This window comes from Bacillus sp. FSL K6-1012, assembly GCF_037964915.1.
In the GTDB taxonomy this organism is placed as follows: Bacteria; Bacillota; Bacilli; order Bacillales; family Bacillaceae; genus Bacillus; species Bacillus halotolerans.
The window spans coordinates 1,036,953-1,062,332 of sequence record NZ_CP150175.1 but is presented as its reverse complement, the minus strand read 5'-3'; the positions used below and the strand labels follow the sequence as shown (position 1 = coordinate 1,062,332).

Sequence of the window (25,380 nt, the reverse complement as noted above, 5' to 3'; positions counted from 1 at the left end):
AAACCTGAAAAAATGACCACGCCAGATGCAAAGGAGAGATAAAATGGATATCACGCCGTTTCTGGACAAAACAAGCAAAACACCGCTGTATGAACAGCTTTACACCTATTTCAAACAAGAAATGACACATGCCAGAATCACCAAGGGAATGAGGCTTCCGTCAAAACGCAGGCTCTCCGGCTTGCTCGGTGTCAGCACGGCAACGGTAGAACGCGCCTACGAGCAATTAACCACTGAAGGATATGTCAAAAGCAAGCCTAAAATCGGCTGGTTTGCGGCAGAAATTGAACCTGAGTTTCCGGCTGCTCCAGTATCATATCAACCGCCTCCTCAATCGGTCACTCATAAAGAAATAGAACCTGTTATTAACTTTCATCAAGGAAATGTCGATCCGGTCCACTTTCCCTTTAACGCTTGGCGAAAAAGCATAGTGAAAAGTCTCGATCTGTATTCTGAACAATTTCACACCTCAGGCGATCCTCAAGGAGAACCTGCACTCAGAGAAATGATAGCCCGATTTGTCAGACTGTCACGGGGTGTCAATTGTGACCCCAGCCAGATTATTATCGGAGCAGGCACTACTGTCCTTCTGCAAATTCTTTGCCTTACGCATCAGCCGGGAACAAAAATCGGTTTTGAAGAACCGGGATTTCACCGTTCAAGACGAATGTTTGAGGCCAATCACATGAACGTGATTCCCATTTGCACTGATGAAGAAGGAGTCCTGCCGGCTAGCCTTACACACGAGAGCCCGCATCTTGTCTATACGACTCCCTCGCATCAATTCCCTCTCGGGAGCATAATGACGATCGCCCGAAGACAGGAGCTGTTGTCTTGGGCAAAAGAGGCAAACTCATTTATTATTGAGGATGATTATGATGGAGAATTTCGCTACAGCGGGCAGCCCATTCCATCTCTGCAAGGCCTTGACCCGAATGGCAGGGTCATTTATCTCGGCACTTTTTCAAAATCATTGCTCCCTTCCTTGCGGATCAGCTATATGATTCTTCCTGCTGCACTTATTGAACCCGTAAGAAAAAATGCGCTTTTGATGAAACAGACCGTCTCTTCTCATAATCAATTGGCATTGGCAGATTTCATTGAAAACGGCGAATGGCAAAAGCATTTGAACAGGATGAGATCCTTGTATCGAAAAAAACACGCTGTTCTGCTGGAAGCGATACGAACTGAACTGGGAGACAGTGTGGAGGTTCTCGGAAAAAACTCGGGGCTTCACATCCTGCTCCGGCTCATGTTTTCAGCCAGTGAGGTTGATGCAATAAAAGCCGCTGCCAAAAACAGAGTGAATGTCTATCCGGTATCTCCATCGTACAAAAGCCAGCCGCCGTTTGTTTCTGTCTTAATCGGTTATGGAGGGCTTTCTGAAGAGGACATCCGGCTCGGTATCAAAAAGCTGAAAACCGCATGGGAGCCGCTGATGAAATCATAAAAAACAAAAAAACAGGCCCCCAACAGAGCCTGTTTTTCTAAAAGGATATAATCCCGATTAAATTTAAGAACACAATAATAATAGCCAGCGGCACAACGAAACGGAGCAAATAAAACCATATATAAAAGAATGCTTTTCCGGGATGCGATCCTTGTCTCATTTCTGCCCACAGCTCCTGTTTCGATATTTTCAGCGGAATAAAAATAGAAATTAACAGGGCGCCTAATGGCAGCAGAACATTGCTGACAGTAAAATCGACAACGTCAAAAAACGTCTTATCAAATATGCGCACATCGCTCAGCATGCCATAAGATAAGCAAGATGGGATACCGACTAAGAAGATTAAAAACCCGCTTGTCCATGACAGTTTTTTCCTCTTCGTTTCATCGCCTTTGCCGATAATGGCTACAATCATTTCCACCATTGAAAAGGCAGAGGTCAGTGCGGCAAATAAAAATGCGACAAGAAAGCCGATGAAAAACAGGATGCCGAACGGAAGCTGTTCAAAAACGGCCGGAAGCACTGTAAACAGCAAAGTCGGACCTTCATTCGGCTCTAATCCGAAGGAGAAAACCGCAGGAAAAATAGCCAGGCCTGCCAAAAGTGTCACAATGATATTCATGACGACAATGGAGGCTGCAGACCGCGGGATATTTTGCGTTTTCGGCAGATAGGAGCTGTAAGTCACCATGACCGAAACCCCCAGTGTTAACGTAAAGAAAGCCTGTCCCAGCGCAAATAAAACAGACTCCGGCGTCAAATCGCCGAAATGAGGCACAAGCAAAAATTTCACGCCTTCAATCGCATGATCCAGCGTGAGCGACCGAAGAACAAGCAGGACAAACAATATAAACAAAATCGGCATCATCACCGCGCTTACCCGTTCAATCCCTTTTTGAACCCCTCTGGCGACAACCAGCACAGTCAGCACCATAAAGATAAGCTGAGCCGCGAGCGTCTGCACGGGATTTTGAATAACAGAACCAAAAAGTGCACCGTACTGTTCCTGGGTGAGTCCTGACAGTGAACCTGATGCTGTTTTCACTATATATAGTAAAATCCATCCTCCGATAACACTGTAAAACGATAAAACTAAGAAACAAGCCGCTACGCCGACCCATCCTGTGAGAAACCAAGCTGTTCGCGGCGCTTCTTTTTTATATGCATCAATGGCATTCGTTTGGTTCCGTCTCCCAAAGATAAATTCTCCCACTAAAAGCGGATAGCCCAAGAGAATGGTAAATAGCACAAAAATAAGGAAAAAGGCGCCTCCTCCATTCGTCCCCGCTACATAAGGGAACTTCCAAATCGCGCCTAAGCCGATGGCTGATCCAGCGGCAGCCATGACGAAACCGATTTTTGAAGCCCATTGGACTGGTTTTTGCTCAGACAATGATGTCACTTCCTTTCCAGCCTATATTATCTCTTATTTTCATGCTTATTTCTATACATTCATTTGATGAGAATAGAAAAGAGAGCGGCCAGTGTAAGCCGCTCTCTTCTTTGAGAGTTATTGATTTAATTTTGAATGCTTTCTTGAATATAAGAAATAGATCGCCATGCCAATTAACAGCCACACAAGGAAGCGGACAATCGTCACCCATCCAAGATTAAAAATTAAGAACAGGCAGAAAAGAATTGCTAAGCCCGGGATAACCGGAACCCCTGGGCATTTAAAAGCTCTCGGGAGATCAGGCTGTTTCTTTCTCAATACGATAACCGCCACAGAAATCAGCACAAACGCTGACAGCGTTCCGATGTTTACCAGCTTGGCAAGCTCATCAAGCGGAACAAGTGAACCGAGAAGCGCCGACATAATGCCGAAAAACCAAGTCGCAACATAAGGTGTTTTATGCTTCGGATGAACCTTAGAAAGCGAGCCCGGAACCAGGCCGTCACGAGACATAGCAAACATAACGCGTGTCTGTCCATAAAGCATCACAAGCATAACCGTTGTCATTCCCAAAACCGCGCCGATATCGATAATGCCTGCCACCCAGTTTTGCCCCGCGCTTTGAAGAACGAGAGAAACCGGATGATCGACGCCTGCAAACTGGGCAAACGGAACAACCCCTGTCATGATGGCTGATACAGTCACATATAAAATCGTACAAGCCAATAATGAGAAAATAATTCCTTTCGGCAGATCCTTCCCAGGGTTTTTCGTCTCTTCCGCAGCAGAGGATACAGCGTCAAATCCGATAAAAGCAAAGAAAACGAGCGCCGCTGCGCTGAAAACGCCGCCAAAGCCCATTGGCATAAACGGCTGCCAGTTATCCGGCTTCACGTAAACAGCTGCTACCGCAATAAATAAGAGAACGACCAGCACTTTTAAAATCACCATAATGTTGTTGACTCTTTTAGATTCTCTGATGCCTAAATAAAGCAAATACGTAATCGCAAGAACAATGACAAACGCAGGCAGATTAAAAATGGTAAATGTTCCTTTTACAGCCCCCGGAGCAGCCGTTAAGGCAACCGGAAGATGAATGCCCAGCCCGGACAAAAATGATTGAAAATACCCGGACCACCCGACTGAAACGGCACTTACCGCCAGCATATACTCTAAAATTAAATCCCACCCGATAATGAAGGCCAAAAGTTCTCCCATTGTAGCATAAGTAAATGTGTACACGGAACCTGAGACAGGCACACTTGAAGCAAATTCAGCATAAGACAATGCAGCGAATAAACAAGCCAGCGCTGCGACAACAAATGAAATGGTCAGTCCGGGTCCGGCAGTTACCGCCCCTGTCCCCGTCAGTACAAAAATCCCAGTACCAATAATGGCCCCAATCCCAAGCAATGTTAAGTCAAACGCCCCTAATTCTCTTTTTAAGGATTTTTCTCCATTTGTTGCAGCGATTAAATCTTGTATGCTTTTCTTCCTAAATACGCTTCCTTTCATTCCCCTTCAACTCCTAGCTGATGTTTTCTTTATATTTTATTTGAATTTTCTGAATTCATGAGCGGTAATGGCCGTTTTTCTTTTTTTCTACTATATTTGTACTGGTGTTGAATCATTCCTTTCTCCTACTCAATATTATATATAAAAATCTGAAAATGAAAACTAAATTTTTAAAAAATTCGACAAATTTCTGCGATAACATATTTTCATGCACAAAAAAACCAGCAAATCTGCTGGTTTTTTGTACATTATGTTGAAATAAAACGGCCGCCATTTACATGAATCGTCTGTCCCGTCATATAGGAAGATTCGTCAGATGCGAGCAAGACGTACGCCCCCGCATGCTCAACCGGCTGTCCCGGTCTGCCCATCGGTGTATCAAGTCCATGCTGCTTCACTTTTTCTTCCGGGAATGTCGCCGGAATCAGCGGTGTCCAAATCGGACCGGGCGCCACCGCATTCACTCTGATGCCTTTGTCCGCAAGAGATTTGCTCATTGATCGTGTAAAGGAGACAATTGCCCCCTTTGTACTGGAATAATCAATTAATGCGGTATCCCCTTCATAAGCGGTAATCGAGGTCGTATTAATGATTGCGCTCCCTTCTTTCAAATGAGGCAAAGCTTTCTTCGTCATATGAAACATTGAAAAAATGTTCGTGCGGAAGGTTTTTTCAAGCTGTTCTGTTGAAATATCAAGAATACTGTCCTGCGGGTGCTGTTCAGCAGCGTTATTAACCAAAATATCCAGCTTCCCAAAATGGTCTACGGTTTGCTGTACAGCCTGTTCACAATGCTTCTCATCTCCGACGTCACCCGGAATCAGCAGGCAGCGGACGTTTTCCTGTTCAATCTGTTTTCGCGTTTCCTCCGCGTCAGAATGTTCGTCCAGATAAAGAATGGAGACGTCCGCCCCTTCTTTTGCGTACGCGATTGCTGCCGCTCTCCCGATTCCGCTGTCGCCTCCTGTAATGATCGCGACTTTTCCTTTCAGTTTTCCGCTTCCTTTATAATCACGGTCCTCTGATAAAGGAAGAGGATTCATTTCGGACTCAATACCCGGCTGCCGGTCCTGCCGCTGCGGTTCTTGTCCTTCTGTTTGTCTGTCCATTGGGTTCATATTGATCACTCCTAGACATGATAATACTGATCGTTTACCACATCACAGCAGCGAATAAACCGCAAAATATGTTTATAAAAGTACTTCTTCAGGAATAGCCCCTGTATATTTAGCTGACGGGCGGAAAATCATGTTGTTTTCTGCTTGTTCCAGCACGTGTGCGCACCAGCCTACCATTCGGCTTGCTGAAAACGTCGGTGTAAACAATTCATCATCAAAATCAATTGCCTTCATGACAGCAGCTGCATAAAATTCAACGTTTGTGTACAGCTTGCGGCCCGGTTTGTAGATGTCCAGCAAACGAATCGCTTCTGCCTCTACATGCAGCGCCAGATCCAAATCACGGTCATCGCCTGCAACCTCTTCAGCTTTCTGTCTCAAAGCTTCTGCCCGCGGATCTTTCGTCTTATACACGCGGTGCCCAAATCCCATCAGGCGTTCTCCTTTTTCAAGCTTTGCTGTCAAATACGCTGCAGCATTCGCTTTTTCTCCAATGTCTTCAAGCATTTTTGTCACAGCAGATGGAGCCCCTCCGTGCAGCGGGCCTTTCATCGTGCCAAGCGCCGCGGTAATGGCCGATACCAAATCACTCTCTGTAGACAAAGTGACCCGTGCTGAGAAAGTTGATGCATTCATGCCGTGCTCCATGGCCAGAATCATATATGTTTCAAGCGCTTTCTTTTTTGCTTCTGAAGGCTGCTCACCTGTGAGCATATAATAATAGTTTTCAACATGTCCGTACTGGGAAGATGGCTCAATGGCTTGTTCGCCGCGCACCCAGCGTTTTCTGTAAGCGATAATGGACGGCGTGATGGCAATCAGCCGAATCGCTTCTTCTATTTTTGGATAAAACGTGTACGTATTTTCCCCTAATGCTGAAACAACCGTTCTCAGTACCGACATGTCGTCCATGTTGTTTGGCAGCGACTGAATCAAACGCCCGATGCGGTCAGGCAGGTTTCGCTCCGCAATCAGCTTTTTTTCAAATGTCTGTAATTCATCTGATGCCGGCAGTTTTCCAAACAAAATCAAGTAAGCGGCTTCTTCAAAGCTGTGATGCAGCGCGATGTCTTTTGCATGATGTCCTCTGTAGATAAGCCGACCTTTTTCGCCGTCAATATGGCTGATTGATGTGTCCACACATGTAATTCCCTTTAATCCGTAATGTACCATTTGTATTCCCCCTATCCTTTTCTGTTATTATAGTAAATATAATATTTAAAAAATATTGAATATTTTAAAGGGAATTAATTAAAAATCTTAATCAGAGGGAGAATGGAAATGGATTTCAAATGGCTTCACACCTTTGTGACCGCAGCGAAATATGAAAACTTCAGAAAAACAGCAGAAACGCTTTTTTTATCTCAGCCCACTGTAACCGTTCATATCAAGCAATTAGAAAAAGAAATCAGCTGCAAGCTGTTCGAGCGAAAAGGCAGGCAGATTCAGTTAACCGATGAAGGCAGGGCTTATTTGCCGTTCGCACTGAGGCTGCTTGATGACTATGAAAACAGCATGGCAGAGCTCCACAGAGTGAGACAAGGCTACTCTCAAACCTTACAGCTCGCGGTTTCGCCGCTTATTGCCGATACCGTGCTTCCATCTGTTATGAAACGATACACTTCAATGAATACCGAAACAGAAATTGCAGTGAAAATTTTTGAATCGGCAGAAATCTCGTCTCTGATTAAAGCCGGCGAGGCGGATATCGGACTGAGCTGTTTAAAAGTCCAGTCTTCTTCTTTAACATGCCACTGTTTATATAAGGACCCTGTCGTCCTCGTTGCGCCTCCTGATCAGCGTTTCACATCAGACGAAGAAATTGATGCCAAAGAGGTGCTTGAGCAATACCTGCTTTTGACCCACAATCATCCTGACTACTGGGACGACTTACTCCGTCAAGTCAGAGTGACTTTTCCATTTGTGAGAACAATGAAAGTCACACAAACCCATATAACGAAACGGTTTATAAAAGAAGGACTTGGCGTTTCATTCCTCCCCTTATCTACAGTAAAGCGCGAATTAGAGGAAAAACAGATGATCAGAATTCCTTACCATTCTGTGCAGCTGCCTTATGCCGGTGCTTATGCGATCGCCCTTTATGAAAATAAGAAGGAAAAAAAGTTTTTGGACTTTTTATCACATTTTCATTTTTAGATGTAACCAAAACGAAGATGCTCCGTCTAATGAAAAAAACCCGTTCTATGAACGGGTTACTTCGTAAAATTAGAATCTTTTCGCACCGAGGTAGCGAGGCTTCCAGTAGCTGTTGTTCAGGCTGCTGATTTGTACACCGTCAGATCCTGCATGAACGAAACTGTTGTTTCCAATGTAAATCCCCATGTGAGAAGGGCCGGATTTATATGTTGTAAAGAATACGAAATCACCGACAGACGGGCTGGCAATGCTCTTCATGGAACTCCAGTATCCCGCAGTGCTCGTTCTTGCCACACTTGTTTGTTTGTTTAATACGTACCAAATGAATCCGCTGCAGTCAAAACCGGAAGTTGTTGTTCCGCCCCATTTGTACGGCGTTCCAGTTAGCGCTTTTGCATCAGAAACCAGTTTGCTTACGTTAAGTGATGTAGATGATACTTTGCTGCTTGAACTAGATGAAGGTTTAGAGGAAGTGACAGGTTTTGAACTTGTTCCTTTCACCTTCAATACTTGTCCGACATAGATTAAATCTGATTTTAAGCCGTTGAGACTCTTTATTTTGCTAACCGTTGTGCCGTATTTTTTCGCGATTTTAGATAGACTGTCGCCGCTTACTACTTTGTATGTAGAAGTTGCAGACGTAGACACGCTTGATGAGCCGGAGCTGCTTGAACTGCTTGAGCCCTTCACTTTCAGAACTTGTCCGATACGCAGAAGATCTGATTTTAAGCCGTTCAGTTTTTTCAGTTCATTGATCGTCATGCCGTATTTTTTCGAAATCTTCCAAAGACTGTCGCCGCTCACTACTTTGTATGTAGAAGAAGATGAACTGCTTTTTGAACCTGATGCTGCCGATTTACCGTTAATAGATAAAGTCTGTCCTGCGTAAATAATATCGGAATGAAGCTTGTTTTCTGATTTAATTTTACTTATTGTGGTGCCGTATTTTTTTGAAAGATCCCATAACGTGTCGCCTTTTTTCACCTTGACGCTTTGTGCAGATGCCGCTCCTGCAAATAAGGTCGATCCTAAAACTACTGCTGTTGTAGCTGTAATGATTTGCTTTTTCATGTTTTCCTCCCTAAATATGTATATCTATTATTATCTCTTTTTTTAATTAATCATCTTGTTTTCTATTATAAGGATGGATTCCCAACAGAAATAGTCTTGACTTCACGTGACAAATTTCTTAATTATTCGTTTTCAAAAAAAGTTTTTAAGGGTATTAAATATTTCATTTTCATTTCAAAGGTGACAAAAAACGAGTGCTTTTGTCATGTTTTTTGGGCGGTTTATCAACATTTAGGAAATAATTGAAGAAGGTTTTGGGGATTTATGACATAGCGAAAGAATGTTGAACTTATAGGTTTCGATAAAAACTGCGGGTATCCGCAGTTTTTTTATTTAAACAACCATATCACGCATAAACCATGAGGTAAAGATTTTTCCGGAAAAATGAATGCTTTGATGAAAGAAAGGCAAGATAACGGACACAGACAATTTATATTCATCACAATCCTTTACTTAATGTTTACAGGATCAACAGCCGCACTTAACAAACATTCCCTATCGTAATAAGCAGAACAAATTAAAGGAGGCCTGCAAAAAAATGAGTCTGTTTCAAAAAATGAAATCAAAATTGCTGCCAGTCGCAGCTGTTTCCGTGCTTACAGCCGGTATATTCGCCGGTGCAGAGCTGCAGCAGACCGAAAAAGCAAGCGCCAAAAAACAAAACAAAGATGAGATCAGAAATGTCATTGTGATGATTGGGGACGGCATGGGAGCATCGTACATAAACGCCTACCGTTCCATGAAAAATAACGGTGAAACACCGAACAACCCGAAGTTAACTGAATTTGACCGGAACCTGACAGGCATGATGATGACGCACCCGGATGACCCTGACTATAATATTACAGATTCAGCAGCCGCCGGAACAGCATTGGCGACAGGCGTTAAGACATATAACAATGCAATTGGCGTCGATAAAAACGGAAAAAAAGTAAAATCAATACTCGAAGAAGCCAAGCAGCAAGGCAAGTCAACAGGGCTTGTCGCAACTTCTGAAATTAACCACGCCACACCCGCAGCATACGGCGCTCACAATGAATCGCGGAAAAATATGAACCAAATCGCCAACAGCTATATAGATGATAAAATAAAAGGCAAACAAAAAATTGACGTTTTGCTTGGCGGCGGAAAATCCTACTTTACCCGCAAGGACAGAAATGTAACGAAAGAATTTAAACAAGCGGGCTACAGCTATGTGACAACAAAACAAGCGCTGAAGAAAAATAAAGATCAGCAGGTGCTCGGGCTTTTTGCAGACGGTGGGCTTGATAAAGCGCTCGACCGCGACAGCAAAACCCCATCCCTGAAAGATATGACTGTTTCAGCAATTGACCGGCTGAATCAAAATAAAAAAGGATTTTTCTTGATGGTCGAAGGCAGCCAAATTGACTGGGCCGCTCACGACAATGATACTGTCGGAGCCATGAGCGAGGTTAAGGATTTTGAACAGGCCTATAAAGCCGCTATTGAATTTGCGAAAAAAGATAAACATACGCTTGTGATTGCAGCTGCTGATCATACAACAGGCGGATTTACCATCGGTGCAAACGGCGAAAAAAATTGGCATGCGGAGCCGATTTTGGCCGCGAAAAAAACACCTGAGTTTATGGCCAAAAAAATCAGCGAAGGCAAACCGGTCAAAGATGTGCTCGCCCGCTATACAGATCTGGATTTCACACGTGAAGAAATGAAAAGTATTGAAGCCGCTTCACAGGCTGACAAAAGCAAAGGCGCCTACAAAGCCATCATCAAAATTTTCAACACCCGCTCTAACAGCGGCTGGACCAGTACCGATCATACCGGTGAAGAAGTACCGGTATACGCGTACGGCCCCGGAAAAGAGAAATTCAGCGGACTGATCAACAATACCGACCAGGCAAAAATCATATTTAACATTTTGAAAACAGGAAAATAAAAAGGATGCAGAACACTGCATCCTTTTTTCTTATAAATACCTGCGGTGAACCCCTTTTCCGTCATACGAAAACATCACTTGCTTATCCTCCAGCACAGATTCGATATGCACGCTTCTTCCCCACAGCTGGTATAAATAAGGAAGCACTTTCTCCAAGTATTTCAAATCCAGTTCTATGCCCTCATACCAATGCTTAATTAAGAGCTCGTTATTTTTCAGATAATCGCCTTCGTTTACTGTCAAATACGGAAATCCTCCGTTTACCCGCATGCTCACAAGCTGATCGCGGACAGCCTCCCACTCTTTATCGACGATTTTGTAGTCTCTGCCCTGCTTTTGGAACAGGTAAAGATCCTCGCGCATCACTAAATCTTTTGTTAAATAATTGCGGATGAATGAGATATCTGATTCAATCTCTCTGACCTCAAACATTTTCTCCCGGCCTGAGTTCGGCTTGACGCCCATTTTCTTCATTTCCTCAGTCGGATTGTTATACCGTTCCTCAATATCTTCAAAAATCTTCAGTCCCAAATAATAAGGGTTGATTCCCGTTTTTGACGGCTGGACAACCCCGGCATTCAGCTTGGCGAACTCTATCGCTTCATCAGAGGTTAAATCAAGCTCCCGGATAATTCTTTGATGCCAGTATGAGGCCCATCCTTCATTCATAATTTTCGTTTCCAGCTGAGGCCAAAAATAAAGCATTTCTTCTCTCATCATCGTCAAAATATCACGCTGCCACGGCTCAAGTTCCCTTGAATGCTCTTCAATAAAAAGCAGAATATCTTTCTCGGGCCGCGGCGGGAAAGGTTTTTTTGATTTTTTCAGTTGTTTTCTCGGTTTCTTTCCATCTAAATTCCATAGATCATCGTACGGCGTAGCCATTTCCTCAAACTCTTCTTCCTCATCATCCACACTCCACTGGAGCTTCGGACGCACCAAAGAAGGATCGATATGCTCCTGGATTGAAAGGATCGCGTCTAAAAAGGCCTCCACTTCCTTTATTCCGTGAATCCGTTCATAATACTTAATCCGCTCCGCCGTTGCCGCCATGCTTTCCACCATGTCACGCTTCGTGTTTTGGAAGCGGCAGTTGTTTTTGAAAAAGTCACAGTGGGCGAGTACATGGGCGACAATCAATTTATTTTGAATCAGTGAATTGCTGTCCAGCAAAAAGGCGTAGCATGGGTCTGAGTTAATGACAAGCTCATAAATTTTGCTTAATCCAAGGTCATAATGCAGTTTCATTTTGTGAAACTGTTTCCCGAAGCTCCAGTGGCTGAATCTTGTCGGCATCCCGTACGCGCCGAATGTATAAATAATTTCAGCCGGGCAGATTTCATATCTCATCGGATAGAAATCAAGGCCGAATCCTTTTGCAACTTCGGTAATTTCCTCAATTGCCCGCTGTAATCCCTTTTTCTCCTCCGCGTTCAACCGAATCCCCCCTACTTGGACTTATCTATAATGTATGAGCCCGCCTGATAAAAGATGATAAGTCACATTTCCGCCTGAAAAAAACTTGCCCTGCACATTGGCCTGTTTGCCAAATGTGTCAGTGGGTAAAAACAGACCATATTACGAAAAAAAGGAGCGATACCAATTGAACGCAGCAGACATGTTTTCTTCTTATCTCAGTAAATTGCCAAACCTCATCATTGCTTTGCTTGTCTTATTAATCGGATGGGCTATCGCCAAAATCATTGAAAAAGCGGTGTACAAAGGGCTCAGAAAAACAAAAATCGACGACAAGATCTTTGCTGAGAAAAAGCCGTCACGCTATTCATCGGAAAAAATCGTAAGCAAGGTCGTTTATTTTATCGCTTTGATTATCGTCTTTATTTTATTCTTTAACATTTTGCACCTGACAACAGTGGCTTCGCCTTTTGTCAGCATGCTTTCTGCTATTGCAGCAGCTGTTCCGAGCGTGCTGAAGGCCGGATTGATTCTGCTGTTAGGCTGGGCGGCAGCTTCTGTGTTAAGCTTTCTTGTCAAAAAAATCGGGATGAAGCTGAACACGAGCGAAAAACTGCGCAAATGGAACTTGGTATCTGAAGGGAAAGATATTCACCAGGCAGTTAACGCCGCTTCACAAATTGTCTTTTACCTCGTGCTGCTCATATTCTTGCCGGGAGTCTTATCTTCACTGAATATCAGCGGAATTTCAGGCCCGTTTACAAATATGATGGAAAGCGTACTCGCTTTTCTGCCGAAATTATTCGCTGCGGCGCTGATCGTTTTAATCGGCTGGCTCATCGCCCGCCTGGTCCGTGACATCATCACAAATTTCCTAGCAAGCATCGGTACAGAAAGATTCGCTGCTCGTATGGGGTTATCCATTTACTTAAAGGATACAAGCCTTTCAGCTGTCATCGGGACCATTGCTTATGTGCTGATTTTAATTCCGGTTGTCATTTCAGCGCTTGATCGTCTTGATGTCGCCGGCATTTCTCAGCCAGCCGTCTCTATGCTCAATACCATCTTAAACATGCTTCCGAATATCATTATCGCCATCGTACTGATTTTAGCCGGTATATGGGCCGGAAAATGGGTAAACACAATGGTGTCCGGACTGCTCCGCCGTGCAGGCTTTGATTCTTTATTAGGAAAAATGGGCGTAGAACCTGGCGCATCCGCAAAGCTGTCACTCTCCCAAGTTGTTGGTATGATTGCGCAAATCATTGTGATCCTGCTGTTTACAGCCGAGGCGCTGCAAATTGTTCAGCTGCATTTACTCGTTGAGATCGCAGGAGGCATCATCGCGTATCTGCCGAATGTCCTTGTCGCAGTATTTATCCTCGGAATCGGCCTTTACGCCGGAGAATTGCTGCGCAAGGTACTGGCCAGCATGATCAAAGGTCAGGAGTTCAAATCTTTAGCTGCGATTGCAAAGTATACAATCATCGCACTGGCTTTCTTTATGGCACTAGATCAGCTCGGAGTCGCTGACACAATTGTCAATTCCGCATTTATCATCGTGCTTGGCGGATTCGCACTTGCATTCGGTTTATCATTCGGTCTTGGCGGAAAGGATTTTGCTTCACGTTATCTTTCTAAATTCGAACGCAAAATTCAAAACACCGAGGTTGATACGAAAAACCGTTCAAAACAAAATCCTTCCAATGACATGAATTAATGAATTAAAAAAATGCGTGTGCCCAGCAGGGTGCACGCTTTTTTAGGGAAATTCCTTTTTTTTCATTTTATAATAGATTATGATAAGATATAGAAAATGTCTTATTCCGAGGTCTTAATATGAAGTTAACAAATTATACAGATTATTCATTACGAGTTTTGATTTTTCTTGCTGCAGAACGTCCCGGAGAACTTTCAAATATAAAACAGATCGCCGAAACGTATTCTATTTCAAAAAATCATCTCATGAAAGTCATATACAGGCTCGGTCAGCTCGGATATGTAGAAACGATACGCGGACGTGGAGGCGGCATACGTTTAGGCATGGATCCTGAAGACATTAATATTGGAGAGGTCGTCAGAAAAACAGAAGACGATTTTAATATTGTTGAATGTTTTGATGCGAATAGAAATCTCTGCATTATTTCTCCAGTGTGCGGCTTAAAACACGTGCTTAATGAAGCGCTTATGGCCTATCTTGCCGTTTTAAACAAATATACGCTGCGAGACCTTGTCAAAAACAAAGAGGAAATTATGCAGCTTTTGAAAATGAAGGAATAGTTGATGATTCCTTCTTTTTTTATGTCCTTTTTCCTGCTTTCTGTTAAGATAATATGACTGATTTTTAAAAAAGGCAAAACGATGAGTTGAATCTGCCGATATAAAAAAGAAACAGCATATTCAAAATCATTGGGGGAAAAAGGAGAGCTCAGATGAAAAAGAAATTAGCAGCAGGGCTGACAGCATCCGCGATTGTCAGCACAACACTAGCGATTACACCCGCTGAAGCAGCAACGATTAAAGTCAAAAGCGGAGATTCCTTATGGAAGCTGGCGCAAAACTACAACACAAGTGTAGCGGCCATCACATCCGCCAACCATCTTTCGACTACCGTCCTGTCAATCGGCCAGACGCTTACCATCCCAGGCAGCAATTCCGGCACTTCATCATCTTCTTCAGGCTCAACAGCAAAGAAGAGCGGAAATTCTGTTTACACAGTGAAAAGCGGCGATTCACTATGGCTGATTGCCAATGAGTATAAGATGTCGGTACAGGAACTGAAAAAGTTAAACGGATTGAGCAGCGACATGATTCGTGCAGGGCAAAAATTAAAAGTATCCGGAAAGGTTTCTTCAAATTCCAGTTCCGGCACTTCAAGCAGCTCTAAATCATCTAAATCGAGCTCAAGCTCTTCAGCTTCGACTGGCACTTACAAAGTGCAGCTAGGTGATTCGCTTTGGAAAATCGCGAACAAAGTCAATATGTCCATCGCTGAATTGAAGGTATTGAACAATTTAAAATCAGATACCATTTATGTGAATCAAGTGTTAAAAACAAAATCAGCGGGTTCTAATTCGTCATCCAAAGACAATTCATCCAAATCGAATCAATCAGCATCAGCAACAACGAAGTACACCGTAAAAAGCGGAGACTCACTTTGGAAGATCGCAAACAAATATAACCTGACTGTACAGCAAATCCGAAACAGCAACAATCTGAAATCAGACGTTCTGTACGTCGGACAAGTGCTGAAGCTGACCGGCAAATCAAGTTCCGGCACATCAACAACACCGTCTTCGTCAAATTCAAGCTCCGGCACAACGACGACTACATATACGGTGAAGAGCGGGGATTCCTTATGGGTGATCGCTCAAAAGTTCAATGTGACAGCCCAGCAGATCCGGGAGAAAAACAACTTGAAAAACGATGTCTTACAAATCGGCCAGAAGCTCACGATTACAGGCAAAGCTTCATCTTCAAATTCAAGTTCCGGATCTTCAGGCAGCACGATCTCAACAAGCGCGAAGATTAACAAAATGATCGCGGCCGCTAAGGAGCAGCTTGGCGTTCCATATCGCTGGGGAGGAACGACACCGGCCGGATTTGACTGCAGCGGATTCATTTACTATGCGCTAAACAAAGTGACATCTGTGTCCAGATTAACGGCGGCCGGCTACTGGAACACCATGAAATCTGTCAGCCAGCCTGCAGTCGGAGACTTTGTCTTCTTTTCGACATACAAAGCCGGCCCTTCTCATGTCGGGATTTACCTCGGAAACGGGGAATTCATTAATGCCAACGACTCAGGGGTTGTCATTTCAAATATGAACAACTCATACTGGAAACAGCGCTACCTCGGAGCAAAGCGTTATTTCTAAAAACAAAACTGTATGGCCTTTGTCGGCTGTACAGTTTTTTTATTAAAGACGAAACACATTGATGCTGATCATATGTTTTGTCACAGGGTGAAAATAAACTTCCGCACGCACGGAAAATGTTTCATCATTCTGTTTGACGGTCACCCGAAAGACATCCTTTGTCTGCTGGTCATTCACCTCGGTCCGCCCCATATAGGCGTAATCGGAAAAAGAAGCCCCTTTATATTCATCTTGAATTTTACTCCAAGCGAGCTGTTCCCACTTTTGAACAGACTCGTTCATGTTTTCTGAATGCCCTTTTGCAGCCATCGATAAGATGATGAAACCGCAAAACAGAAGCGCAATGGCATACGGCAGAGATTTCATGTTTTCAGTCTCCTGTACCCAGATTATTTTCATCTTAGGTTTTCCAAAACCGCTTGCTTCATTCAGACATTTTCATTTTATGTCTCCCTCATATTGCTACCCCAGTTCTGACGCAGACGCCAAGTTTTGCCCCGTCAATAACAGCTGATGCGGCATAAACTAATCCTGAACTTCTCACACAGGAAAGGAGAAGCGATTGATATGGATTATGCTGATTACGACAAAGCATTGTATTACACCCATCGTTCCCAATGGGATAATTTATTAATTTTAATGGTGCGGACAGAGGATGATTTGTTATCAAAACGAATTGAGCATTTTTTGCATGCATACCATTTTGAACAGGATTATGCTGTATTAGAAAAGGTGCTGTATTCTCTTCTCCGCTATATTGACCATGCCACTGAGCTGACATATGAGGATCAATTAGCGCTTCTCACATAAAAAAACCCCCGGTGTTTAGACGCCGGGGGTTCCTGCATTTGCGAACATGTGCAATTCTTCCATCAGCTCTTTTATGCTGGCCGCCATGTGTTCCGTTACTGTTGCGTTTTCCACATCAATCGTTACCGGATCAAGCACAAGCTGCCTCGGAATAGCATTGGCATATAAACCCCGCATCACGGTTCTCATATTGTTCAGCGCATTGATTCCGCCTTTTCCGCCGCCTGCTGCTGCCAAAAGAGCTACTGGCTTATATTTAAATTGTTCGCTGCTTAAAAAATCCAGTGCATTTTTTAAAGCGCCGCTCATGCCGCTGTGATATTCAGGAGATAGTAATACAATCGCATCCGCTTTGCTGACGCGCTGCTTCAGCTCTTGTACCCGCATAAGCTCGGCCTGTTCGGCTTCACCGTTAAATAACGGCAATATAAATTCGCTCAAATCAATCAAATCCGTTTGATACACAGATGAAATATAGGCTGCCGCAATTCTTGTCCTGCCATGTGTTCTCGGCGAGCCGCTAATCACTAATATGTTCACTTTGTGGTCTCTCCATTCAGGTTGTATTTCACTGCAAAAAGCGCTGCTTGTGTGCGGTCCGCCAGCTCAAGCTTTGCTAAAAGATTAGACACATGGGTTTTTACTGTTTTTTCTGAAATAAACAACGATGCTGCGATTTCTTTATTGCTTTTTCCGCAAGCAATTTCGTTTAGCACATCTCTTTCCCGCCGGGTTAATTGATAAAATTTTTCTTTTTCAGGTTCATTCTGTTTTTTCATATGTGTCAGGACATGGGGCATAATAGCTGAAGACAGCATATATTCGCCTGAATCAACCTGTCTCAGTGTTTTCACCAATTCCTCCGGCTCCGTATCCTTTAGCTGATATGCCTTCGCTCCTGCCTGAAGCGCAGGGATTACATGCTCCTGATCAGAGTAGCTCGTCAGCACGACGATATGGACACCGGGAAATTGCTGTACTGCTTTTTTTGTTGCTTCTATTCCATCCATATCCGGCATCGACAGATCCATCAGAACGAGGTCAGGCTTTGTTTCTTCGATGACACGGAGGGCCTCACTTCCGGTTGCCGCTTCTCCGACAACTTCAATGTCGTCCTTGGTGGCAAAGAAAAAACGAAGCCCCTTCCGGACAACATGGTGATCATCCGCTATTACAATTCTCATCTCACTGTCCTTCCTTTCTGATTGGTAAGCGGAAGTCTGACAGACAGCTTCGTGCCAGCTCCAAGCTCTGACTCAATGAAAAATTCCGCGCCGGCTTTTTCTGCCCGCTCTTTCATTCCTTTGATGCCAAGTGAAGGCAGTCCGTCGTGCGCTTCATAACGAAACCCTGCCCCATGATCGATAATATCCAGTTCTGCATAGGACGAAGAAGCAGTAATTCTGACATACGCTGTATCAGTCCCGGCATGCTTTTTGCAATTATTGAGGGCTTCCTGCACGACACGCCACAGCATATGCTCCTCTTCATCACGAAGGGCCGGACATCCTTTTTGTGTAAAGACGACATTCAATCCGATCAGAGTGCCGTAGCTTTTAATGGCTTCAGCCAGCCCTTTTTCCAATCCTCCGGGGCGAAGCTGCCAAATTAAGGACTTCATTTCAGCCAGCGCGTCCTGCGTTAACGTTTGAATAAAATCAATCATTTGCTGCAGGGTCTCTTCTTGTGTTAATGTCTTTGCCGCTTTTGCTGTTAAACTGACGGAAAACAGCATCTGGTTGACTGAATCATGCAGCTCCTGAGCGAGACGGTTCCGCTCCATTAAAAGAGCGTTTTTTTGTTTGTATTCAGCAAGTCTCATCCGCTGTATCGCCGTTCCGATCTGAAAAGCAACCGCCTCCAGCAAATGAAGCTCCTCCTCATCAAAAAGTGTCTTTCCAGCCGCCGCCACATTTAATAAACCAAACCGTCTGTCTCCATCTTCTAAGGGAACGGTTGCATGATGCGTAATCCCTTCTGTGTCAAAACAATGCAGCTCTTCAGCTGATTCTATGCGTTTACAGTTCATAATATTGGCTGCTTTTCTAAGTCCGCCGTTATTGAATTTCGTCAGGCAATAGCACTCCCCTTCACACATCAGCACTTTTTCCCTGCGGCTTAAAGCAGGCGGCAGGTATGCGTCTGCTGCTAACGTATAGGAACCGTCCTCTTCAATGAGAAAGATCCATCCAGACTGAAGATTCGTTAAGCTCAGCAATTCTTTTAAAACTTCATTCAGCGTTGCTTTGACATCGTGTCCTTGATTCAAAGTCTCGGCAATGGTTTTCAGCGTTCTTAATTTTTCCACCCTCGGTTTGGTCACGTCTCTCACTCCGGCTATGGTTATTATCTAAGATTATACCAGTTTTTTGAATATTGTTACTTCACATGAAGGATGATTTTCTTTCAGACTTTTGGATGAGAAATAGAAAAAAGCTGGATCACGCAATGTGATCCAGCTTTTTTAGAATTACTTTGCTGTTGCTTCGACAATTTCGTCAACTGTCTTCATGACATCGTCAGAAAGTGCCGCAAGACGCTGTTCACTGTCTTGTAGGGATGTTCCTTTTACGGCGAAATAAAATTTGACCTTCGGCTCAGTACCAGAAGGACGGAGGCAGAACCAAGATCCGTCTTCCAAGAAATATTTCAATACATTTGATTTTGGCAGGTCGATGGCTTCTTCTTTATTTTCCGTCAAAACCATCCGTTTGCTTAAAGCGTAATCCTCTGCTGAGACAACCTGTTTACCGGCCATTGTTTGCGGCGGATTTTGTCTGAAGGAAGCAAGAATCGCTTCAATCTGCTCCGCTCCCTGTTTTCCTTTCAGCGTCAGTGATTTCAGCCCTTCACGGTAAAAACCATATTCTTTGAAGATATTCATTAACGCTTCGTATAATGACGTTCCTTGTTTCTTATAGAACGCGCAAACCTCAACTGCCAAAAGTGCGGCCTGAATGGCATCCTTGTCGCGGGCGAAATCTCCGATTAAATAACCATAGCTTTCTTCATATCCGAATTGGAAAGTGTACTGGCCTGAGGCTTCGTATTGTTTAATCTTTTCCCCGATAAACTTAAAGCCCGTCAGTGTATCAATCGTATCGAGTCCGAATGAAGATGCGACATCGCGGCCGATTTCACTTGTTACGATTGTTTTGAGAACGACGCCATTCTCAGGCAGGATTCCTTGTTTTTTCTTTTCAGAAAGCAAATAATGAAGCAGCAACGCGCCGGTTTGGTTTCCTGTCAGCACTGTATATTTGCCTTCATCATTTTTCACCGCAATGCCAAGGCGGTCCGCATCTGGATCTGTTGCAATAAGAATATCTGCATTTTGCTCTTCGCCGAGCTTAATAGCGTATTCAAATGCAGCATGCTCTTCCGGGTTCGGAGATGTTACAGTTGAAAAGTCCGGATCTGGCCGTTCCTGTTCCTTCACGACCGTGACATTTTGATAGCCAAGGGCTTCGAGCCCGCGTCTGACCGGTTTGTTTGCGGTTCCATGCAGCGGAGTGAAAACCACTTTCACATCCACTTCTCCGGATAACTCAGGATGAACGGAAATAGATGTCAGTTTTTCAGTATAGACCTTATCAATCTCTTCACCGATGATCTTTATTAAGCCTTTTTCTTTTAACGCTTCTTCATCATCGACCGTGATTGTCAGTTCATTTTCGATGGCGTTTACCTGCTCAATGACGATGTCTGCTTCACGCGGAGGCAGCTGGCCGCCGTCATCACCGTACACTTTGTACCCATTATATTCAGGCGGGTTATGGCTAGCCGTCACGACAATTCCTCCGTAAGCGTTCAGTTGTCTGACAGCGAATGACAGCTCCGGCGTCGGGCGAAGCTCATCAAATACGTACGTTTGGATGCCTTGTGTAGCAAGTGTTTTTGCCGCTTCCATCGCAAACTCCGGTGACTTATGGCGGGAATCATACGCAATGACAACGCCCCGTTTTTTCGCTTCCTCACCCTGCTGCAAGATGTATGCCGCAAATCCCGCTGATGCCTTGCGCACCGTGTAAATATTCATCCGATTCGTACCGGCGCCAATTTCTCCGCGCATACCCCCAGTCCCGAATTCAAGGTTTTTATAGAAGCAGTCTTCAAGAGCCTGATCATTCCCCTCTAATTCAGTGAGGAGCTTTTTTAATTCAGGATCTAAATTTTCTGTCTGTTTCCAGCGTTCATAGCTCTTTCTCCAAGTCATAATTCGTCCTCCTATGTATCAGCCATATGCCATTATTTTAATATGAAGAGAGCGTCTCTGTCACTTGATATCTTGAGATCTGACGCTTTCTGGCTCATAAAAGAAAAAACGGGCTGCAGACAGCCCGTTATTTTTATTGTTCGACCGGTACAACCGCATCGTGTAATAGCTTGTTAAGGTTTTCTGTATGTTTGTTTTGCGTCTGCTCATCCCACTGGAATCGCTCGCTCATAAAATCAATAACGGCGTCTTTATATGTTTTTACCCAATTGATATCAAAAAATAAACGTCCCGTTCTGCGGACAAAGAAGTCAGCAGGCGTTGCAGTCAATTCTTCTTCAATGCTGTATTCTGCCTCGGCAAGGATATGAACCGGGATATTTCGCTTCGCAGCCTCGTCTTTCAGTGCCTCGACCCGATTAAAGACACGCTCTACGTTGGAGCCGTATCTGATAGCCAGCTGTTTCGCATCTTTTTCTGATAAGCCGGCCGCAATGCCTTCTTTCGTTTTCGCCGTCACGAAGGATGCAAGGTTTTTAGAACCGCCGACGTGCCCGCCTGAAATCGGCATGTTTTTCGTTTTGCATGGGCCGAAATCCTTTTCGCCTTCCTCTTTTAATCGATCACGAACAAGATCTACAATGTGCTCCGCCATTTTTCTGTACCCGGTCAGCTTACCGCCGGCAATAGTGATCAAGCCTGAATCTGACGTCCAAATTTCATCTTTGCGTGAAATCTCGGAAGGGTCCTTTCCTTCTTCATGAATGAGCGGACGCAGACCAGCCCAGCTTGATTCGATATCATCCGCTTTAATATTCAGTTCCGGGAACATGTAATTGATTGAATTGATGACGTAATCGCGATCCTCAGTTGTCATGCGCGGATGCTCCAGGGCCTCTTTGTAAACGGTATCGGTTGTGCCCACATATGTTTTGCCTTCGCGAGGAATAGCAAACACCATGCGGCCGTCCGGTGTATCGAAATATACCGCTTGTTTCAAAGGAAAGACAGATTGGTCAAATACAAGGTGAATACCTTTTGTATGCTGAAGGTGCTTTCCGTTTTTAGAATGGTCTTTTTCTCTGAGCTGGTCTACCCAAGGGCCTGTCGCATTGACGATTTTTTTCGCGTATACTTTATATTCTTTTTTCGTCAAAACGTCTTCAATTAATACACCGACTGCTTTGCCTTTTTCATAAAGGAGTTCTTTTACTTTGGAATAATTCACAGGCTCTGCCCCGAATTTGACCGCTTCCTTCATGACCTCGATTGTCAGTCTCGCATCGTCAGTGCGGTATTCAACATAGTAGCCGCCGCCTTTTAAGCCGTCTTTTTTCACCAAAGGCTCTTTTTGCAGCGTTTCTTTTGCTGAAAGCATACTTCTGCGTTCTGATTTTTTTACGCCGGCTAAGAAGTCATAAACTCTTAAACCGATAGAGGTTGTGAATGAACCGAATGTGCCGCCTTTATGAAACGGAAGCAGCATCCATTCCGGTGTGGTAACGTGCGGGCCGTTTTCATAGACAATCGCCCGCTCTTTCCCTACCTCAGCGACCATTTTCACTTCAAATTGTTTTAAATAGCGCAATCCGCCATGAACCAATTTTGTTGATCTGCTTGATGTTCCAGCCGCGAAATCCTGCATTTCGCTGAGTGCGACCTTCATGCCCCTTGATGCCGCGTCAAGAGCTGTACCAGCTCCTGTAATTCCTCCTCCGATAATAAATAGATCATATGTTTTTTTCGTCATGTCTGTCAGCATGCGATCCCGCTCAAGACTTGAAAATTGATTTTTCATTATTACGTTTCCTCCTTGTTGTCACGGTAAGTAAATAGAAAAAGAGACCACAACAGCCAAAGTGCATGTTCACACTTTGGTGCTGTGGTCTCTCCTCATCTCAGGACCGTTCTTATTAACTTGTAACCATTATAACATACTCTTATTTTATTTAAAAGCCATAGCTGCTTTAACGGCTTTTTGCCAGCCTGTATACAGCTCATTTCGTTTTTCTTCTTCCAATTTAGGTTCAAAACGCTTATCCAGATTCCACTGGTTAATAATTTCAGAACGATCCTTCCAGAATCCCACAGCGATACCCGCCAAATATGCCGCGCCAAGCGCAGTTGTTTCATTGATTTCCGGTCGTTCCACAGGCACATCCAAAATATCCCCTTGAAACTGCATCAAAAAGTTATTTTTAACAGCGCCGCCATCCACACGAAGCGTTTTCAATGAAATGTTAGAATCCGCTTCCATTGCATCAAGCACATCTTTCGTCTGATAAGCCAATGACTCCAGCGTGGCACGGATAAAATGTTCTTTTGTTGTGCCTCTTGTCAGGCCGAAAACTGAACCGCGCACATCGCTGTCCCAGTAAGGCGTTCCCAAGCCGACAAAGGCCGGAACGACATATACGCCGTCAGTTGAATCAACTTTCTCCGCGTATGATTCGCTAAGCGAAGAGTCCTGGAACATTCTCATTCCGTCTCTGAGCCATTGGATGGCTGAGCCTGCGACAAAAATACTTCCTTCTAAAGCATATTCAACTTTACCGTCAATGCCCCAGGCGATTGTTGTCAGCAGCCCGTGTTCCGACTTAATTGCTTTTTCCCCTGTATTCATCAGCATGAAACATCCTGTGCCGTATGTGTTTTTCCCCATACCTGCTTCAAAGCACGCCTGGCCGAACAGCGCGGACTGCTGGTCGCCTGCCGCTCCAGCAATCGGAATATTTTTTCCGAAGAAGTGATAATCAACTGTCTCCGCATACACATGAGAGGACGGTTTCACTTCAGGGAGCATTGATTTCGGAACGCCTAAAATCTCAAGCAGCTCATCGTCCCATTTCAAATCGTAAATATTAAACATCAGCGTTCTTGAGGCGTTGGAATAATCCGTTACGTGCGCTTTTCCGCCTGACATTTTCCAAATGAGCCATGTGTCAATCGTTCCAAACAGCAGCTCGCCTTTTTCCGCTTTTTCTCTTGCGCCTTCCACATTGTCTAAAATCCATTTCACCTTCGTGCCAGAAAAATATGGATCTATCAAAAGGCCTGTTTTCTCTCTGAATGTATCATTATATCCTTTTTCACGAAGCTCCTCGCAGATTCCAGACGTCTGTCGTGACTGCCAAACGATCGCATTATACACAGGCTTTCCTGTATCCTTATCCCAAACAACCGCTGTTTCCCTTTGGTTGGTAATGCCGATTCCGGCAATTTGAGAAGCGCTGATTCCCGATTCAGAAATGACAGATGCGATAACAGCAAGGACAGATCCCCAAATTTCATTTGCATTATGCTCAACCCATCCTGGATGCGGGAAGTATTGTGTAAATTCCTTTTGAGCGGAGTGAACGATTTTGCCTTCTTTATTAAACAGAATCGCTCTTGAACTTGTTGTCCCTTGATCTAAGGATAAAATGTAAGTTTCCATAAGATGTCTCCCCTTTGCTTAAATATATTTTGAATTTGATAGTGTTTTAGCTGCATGTTTTTTCGTATAGCCATAGAGTCCTAACAATACCACAACCAAAACAACGCTTACAATCCAGAAACTGCTTGTAATCTGCCCCTGAAACGCTGCGCTGTAAAATACACCGCCGAATGATCCGCCCAAAATCGGGCCGGCAACAGGAACCCATGCGTACTTCCAGTTTGATGAGCCTTTCCCCGGAATCGGCAGAAGTGCATGGGCAATCCGCGGGCCTAAGTCGCGGGCGGGATTAATTGCATATCCCGTGGTTCCTCCAAGAGAAATACCGATAGCAACGATGAGAAAACCGACGATTAAAGGGTTAAGTCCCTCTGTAAACTCATTTGCCCCAATCGCCAAAATTCCAAGCACAAGGACAAATGTCCCAATAACCTCACTTAAAACGTTTGCAAACGTATGCGGAATGCTGGGTCCGGTTGAAAAAACACCCAGCTTGGCAGCGGGATCATCGGTAGACTTCCAATGCGGCAGGTAATGAAGGTAAACAATCACCGCACCGATCATTGCTCCGATCATTTGCGCCGCAATGTAAACCGGAACCTCTTTCCACGGAAAATCACCAACAAAAGCAAATGCTATCGTTAACGCGGGATTGAGATGGGCGCCGCTGATGCCGCCGACCGCATAAGCGGCCATTGCCACACCTAATCCCCATCCAAATACAACAACAATCCAGCCAGATTGATATGAAAGCGATTTCTTCAAATTGACTCCTGCACAAACACCTGCGCCAAAAATAACAAGCAGCATCGTACCGATTAGTTCTCCCCAAAATGCTGTCATAGATAATTCCTCCTAAGGTTGCGATTAAGAAGTATGATAGAGAATAAAAAAACCACAACAAACCGCTTTACGGATGTATAACTTTTACCGTAAAGAGCTGCTGTGGGTCTCCGGATTCTCCATCACATTGTATTAACCTAGTGCAATTGTATCAGTGGATGA

At 44.2% G+C, this 25,380-nt stretch carries 20 protein-coding genes and 1 pseudogene; 7 read left to right on the top strand and 14 right to left on the bottom strand.

The genetic code is table 11. The annotated features are described in order from the left end of the window. The first annotated feature begins 43 nt into the window (after window positions 1-43). Complete coding sequence (locus NSS75_RS05445) at window positions 44-1,450, top strand: PLP-dependent aminotransferase family protein (RefSeq protein WP_339236369.1); 1,407 nt, start codon at window positions 44-46, stop codon at window positions 1,448-1,450. A 37-nt stretch (window positions 1,451-1,487) separates the two neighbouring features. Here the strand turns inward: NSS75_RS05445 and NSS75_RS05440 are convergent, their stop codons facing one another. The 4 genes from NSS75_RS05440 to citA all read right to left on the bottom strand — a co-directional run bounded on the left by NSS75_RS05440 (window position 1,488) and on the right by citA (window position 6,649). Beyond that, window positions 1,488-2,843, bottom strand: a complete 1,356-nt coding sequence (locus NSS75_RS05440) for a sodium-dependent transporter (RefSeq protein ID WP_059352610.1) — start codon at window positions 2,841-2,843, stop codon at window positions 1,488-1,490. A 117-nt stretch (window positions 2,844-2,960) separates the two neighbouring features. Continuing rightward, entirely contained in the window at window positions 2,961-4,358 is a 1,398-nt protein-coding gene (gene bcaP, locus NSS75_RS05435) for a branched-chain amino acid transporter BcaP (RefSeq protein WP_101860899.1), read from the bottom strand. A gap of 248 nt (window positions 4,359-4,606) precedes the next feature. After that, complete coding sequence (locus tag NSS75_RS05430) at window positions 4,607-5,476, bottom strand: SDR family oxidoreductase (RefSeq protein WP_024120728.1); 870 nt, start codon at window positions 5,474-5,476, stop codon at window positions 4,607-4,609. A gap of 72 nt (window positions 5,477-5,548) precedes the next feature. After that, window positions 5,549-6,649, bottom strand: a complete 1,101-nt coding sequence (gene citA / locus NSS75_RS05425) for a citrate synthase CitA (RefSeq protein ID WP_024120727.1) — start codon at window positions 6,647-6,649, stop codon at window positions 5,549-5,551. 108 nt (window positions 6,650-6,757) lie between these two features. On the opposite strand from citA, the gene citR reads away from it, so the two are divergent. Further along, window positions 6,758-7,633: a transcriptional regulator CitR gene (gene citR, locus NSS75_RS05420; protein ID WP_024120726.1), complete on the top strand. Its 876-nt coding sequence runs from the start codon at window positions 6,758-6,760 to the stop codon at window positions 7,631-7,633. 69 nt (window positions 7,634-7,702) lie between these two features. Here citR and NSS75_RS05415 read toward each other — a convergent pair whose 3' ends face one another. Next, entirely contained in the window at window positions 7,703-8,704 is a 1,002-nt protein-coding gene (locus NSS75_RS05415) for a peptidoglycan endopeptidase (RefSeq protein ID WP_024120725.1), read from the bottom strand. Between the two features lie 538 nt (window positions 8,705-9,242). Between NSS75_RS05415 and NSS75_RS05410 the strand changes: the two genes are divergently transcribed. Further along, a complete protein-coding gene (locus NSS75_RS05410; RefSeq protein ID WP_339236362.1) occupies window positions 9,243-10,619 on the top strand; it encodes an alkaline phosphatase in 1,377 nt (458 codons plus the stop codon). 30 nt (window positions 10,620-10,649) lie between these two features. Here the strand turns inward: NSS75_RS05410 and spoVR are convergent, their stop codons facing one another. After that, window positions 10,650-12,056, bottom strand: a complete 1,407-nt coding sequence (spoVR, locus tag NSS75_RS05405) for a stage V sporulation protein SpoVR (protein WP_024120723.1) — start codon at window positions 12,054-12,056, stop codon at window positions 10,650-10,652. 54 nt (window positions 12,057-12,110) lie between these two features. On the opposite strand from spoVR, the pseudogene NSS75_RS05400 reads away from it, so the two are divergent. The 3 genes and pseudogenes from NSS75_RS05400 to NSS75_RS05390 all read left to right on the top strand — a co-directional run bounded on the left by NSS75_RS05400 (window position 12,111) and on the right by NSS75_RS05390 (window position 15,913). Further along, a pseudogene (locus NSS75_RS05400) lies at window positions 12,111-13,755 on the top strand (mechanosensitive ion channel). A 119-nt stretch (window positions 13,756-13,874) separates the two neighbouring features. Continuing rightward, on the top strand, window positions 13,875-14,315 hold the full coding sequence (gene nsrR / locus NSS75_RS05395; RefSeq protein WP_010333538.1) for a nitric oxide-sensing transcriptional repressor NsrR: 441 nt from the start codon (window positions 13,875-13,877) through the stop codon (window positions 14,313-14,315). Between the two features lie 152 nt (window positions 14,316-14,467). Then, window positions 14,468-15,913 carry a peptidoglycan endopeptidase gene (locus NSS75_RS05390; RefSeq protein WP_213418463.1) on the top strand — a complete coding sequence of 482 codons (1,446 nt, stop codon included), beginning with the start codon at window positions 14,468-14,470 and terminating at the stop codon, window positions 15,911-15,913. A 42-nt stretch (window positions 15,914-15,955) separates the two neighbouring features. Here NSS75_RS05390 and NSS75_RS05385 read toward each other — a convergent pair whose 3' ends face one another. Continuing rightward, window positions 15,956-16,279, bottom strand: a complete 324-nt coding sequence (locus NSS75_RS05385; RefSeq protein ID WP_024120720.1) for a YqzG/YhdC family protein — start codon at window positions 16,277-16,279, stop codon at window positions 15,956-15,958. 201 nt (window positions 16,280-16,480) lie between these two features. Between NSS75_RS05385 and NSS75_RS05380 the strand changes: the two genes are divergently transcribed. Next, entirely contained in the window at window positions 16,481-16,723 is a 243-nt protein-coding gene (locus NSS75_RS05380; RefSeq protein WP_024120719.1) for a YhdB family protein, read from the top strand. Between the two features lie 15 nt (window positions 16,724-16,738). On the opposite strand, the gene NSS75_RS05375 is transcribed toward NSS75_RS05380, so the two are convergent. From NSS75_RS05375 to glpF, 7 genes are all read right to left on the bottom strand, one after another. Beyond that, window positions 16,739-17,263, bottom strand: a complete 525-nt coding sequence (locus NSS75_RS05375; RefSeq protein ID WP_024120718.1) for an NADPH-dependent FMN reductase — start codon at window positions 17,261-17,263, stop codon at window positions 16,739-16,741. Next, window positions 17,260-17,907 carry a response regulator transcription factor gene (locus NSS75_RS05370; RefSeq protein WP_339236356.1) on the bottom strand — a complete coding sequence of 216 codons (648 nt, stop codon included), beginning with the start codon at window positions 17,905-17,907 and terminating at the stop codon, window positions 17,260-17,262. Before NSS75_RS05370 ends, NSS75_RS05375 begins: the two co-directional genes overlap by 4 nt. Then, on the bottom strand, window positions 17,904-19,046 hold the full coding sequence (locus tag NSS75_RS05365; RefSeq protein WP_069486301.1) for a GAF domain-containing sensor histidine kinase: 1,143 nt from the start codon (window positions 19,044-19,046) through the stop codon (window positions 17,904-17,906). Before NSS75_RS05365 ends, NSS75_RS05370 begins: the two co-directional genes overlap by 4 nt. A 147-nt stretch (window positions 19,047-19,193) precedes the next feature. After that, window positions 19,194-20,939, bottom strand: a complete 1,746-nt coding sequence (locus NSS75_RS05360) for a phospho-sugar mutase (RefSeq protein ID WP_339236352.1) — start codon at window positions 20,937-20,939, stop codon at window positions 19,194-19,196. 133 nt (window positions 20,940-21,072) lie between these two features. Further along, the gene (gene glpD, locus NSS75_RS05355; protein ID WP_101860906.1) at window positions 21,073-22,740 is read right to left on the bottom strand and encodes a glycerol-3-phosphate dehydrogenase; all 1,668 of its coding nucleotides are present in this window, start codon (window positions 22,738-22,740) and stop codon (window positions 21,073-21,075) included. Window positions 22,741-22,884: 144 nt separating this feature from the next. After that, window positions 22,885-24,375 (bottom strand): glycerol kinase GlpK, encoded by a 1,491-nt coding sequence (gene glpK / locus NSS75_RS05350; protein WP_024120714.1) that lies wholly within the window; start codon window positions 24,373-24,375, stop codon window positions 22,885-22,887. 18 nt (window positions 24,376-24,393) lie between these two features. Further along, window positions 24,394-25,218: a glycerol uptake facilitator protein GlpF gene (glpF, locus tag NSS75_RS05345; protein ID WP_095713748.1), complete on the bottom strand. Its 825-nt coding sequence runs from the start codon at window positions 25,216-25,218 to the stop codon at window positions 24,394-24,396. Window positions 25,219-25,380: the final 162 nt, after the last annotated feature.

What these genes read in the sequence shown, in the direction of transcription:
- NSS75_RS05445 (WP_339236369.1), top strand. Translation starts at nt 44, where the DNA reads ATGGATATCACGCCGTTTCTGGACAAAACAAGCAAAACACCGCTGTAT.
- nsrR (WP_010333538.1), top strand. Translation starts at nt 13,875, where the DNA reads ATGAAGTTAACAAATTATACAGATTATTCATTACGAGTTTTGATTTTT.
- glpF (WP_095713748.1), bottom strand. Translation starts at nt 25,218, where the DNA reads ATGACAGCATTTTGGGGAGAACTAATCGGTACGATGCTGCTTGTTATT.
- NSS75_RS05385 (WP_024120720.1), bottom strand. Translation starts at nt 16,279, where the DNA reads ATGAAATCTCTGCCGTATGCCATTGCGCTTCTGTTTTGCGGTTTCATC.
- NSS75_RS05370 (WP_339236356.1), bottom strand. Translation starts at nt 17,907, where the DNA reads ATGAGAATTGTAATAGCGGATGATCACCATGTTGTCCGGAAGGGGCTT.
- NSS75_RS05390 (WP_213418463.1), top strand. Translation starts at nt 14,468, where the DNA reads ATGAAAAAGAAATTAGCAGCAGGGCTGACAGCATCCGCGATTGTCAGC.
- citR (WP_024120726.1), top strand. Translation starts at nt 6,758, where the DNA reads ATGGATTTCAAATGGCTTCACACCTTTGTGACCGCAGCGAAATATGAA.
- NSS75_RS05380 (WP_024120719.1), top strand. Translation starts at nt 16,481, where the DNA reads ATGGATTATGCTGATTACGACAAAGCATTGTATTACACCCATCGTTCC.
- bcaP (WP_101860899.1), bottom strand. Translation starts at nt 4,358, where the DNA reads ATGAAAGGAAGCGTATTTAGGAAGAAAAGCATACAAGATTTAATCGCT.
- citA (WP_024120727.1), bottom strand. Translation starts at nt 6,649, where the DNA reads ATGGTACATTACGGATTAAAGGGAATTACATGTGTGGACACATCAATC.
- NSS75_RS05410 (WP_339236362.1), top strand. Translation starts at nt 9,243, where the DNA reads ATGAGTCTGTTTCAAAAAATGAAATCAAAATTGCTGCCAGTCGCAGCT.
- NSS75_RS05430 (WP_024120728.1), bottom strand. Translation starts at nt 5,476, where the DNA reads ATGAACCCAATGGACAGACAAACAGAAGGACAAGAACCGCAGCGGCAG.
- NSS75_RS05415 (WP_024120725.1), bottom strand. Translation starts at nt 8,704, where the DNA reads ATGAAAAAGCAAATCATTACAGCTACAACAGCAGTAGTTTTAGGATCG.
- glpK (WP_024120714.1), bottom strand. Translation starts at nt 24,375, where the DNA reads ATGGAAACTTACATTTTATCCTTAGATCAAGGGACAACAAGTTCAAGA.
- NSS75_RS05360 (WP_339236352.1), bottom strand. Translation starts at nt 20,939, where the DNA reads ATGACTTGGAGAAAGAGCTATGAACGCTGGAAACAGACAGAAAATTTA.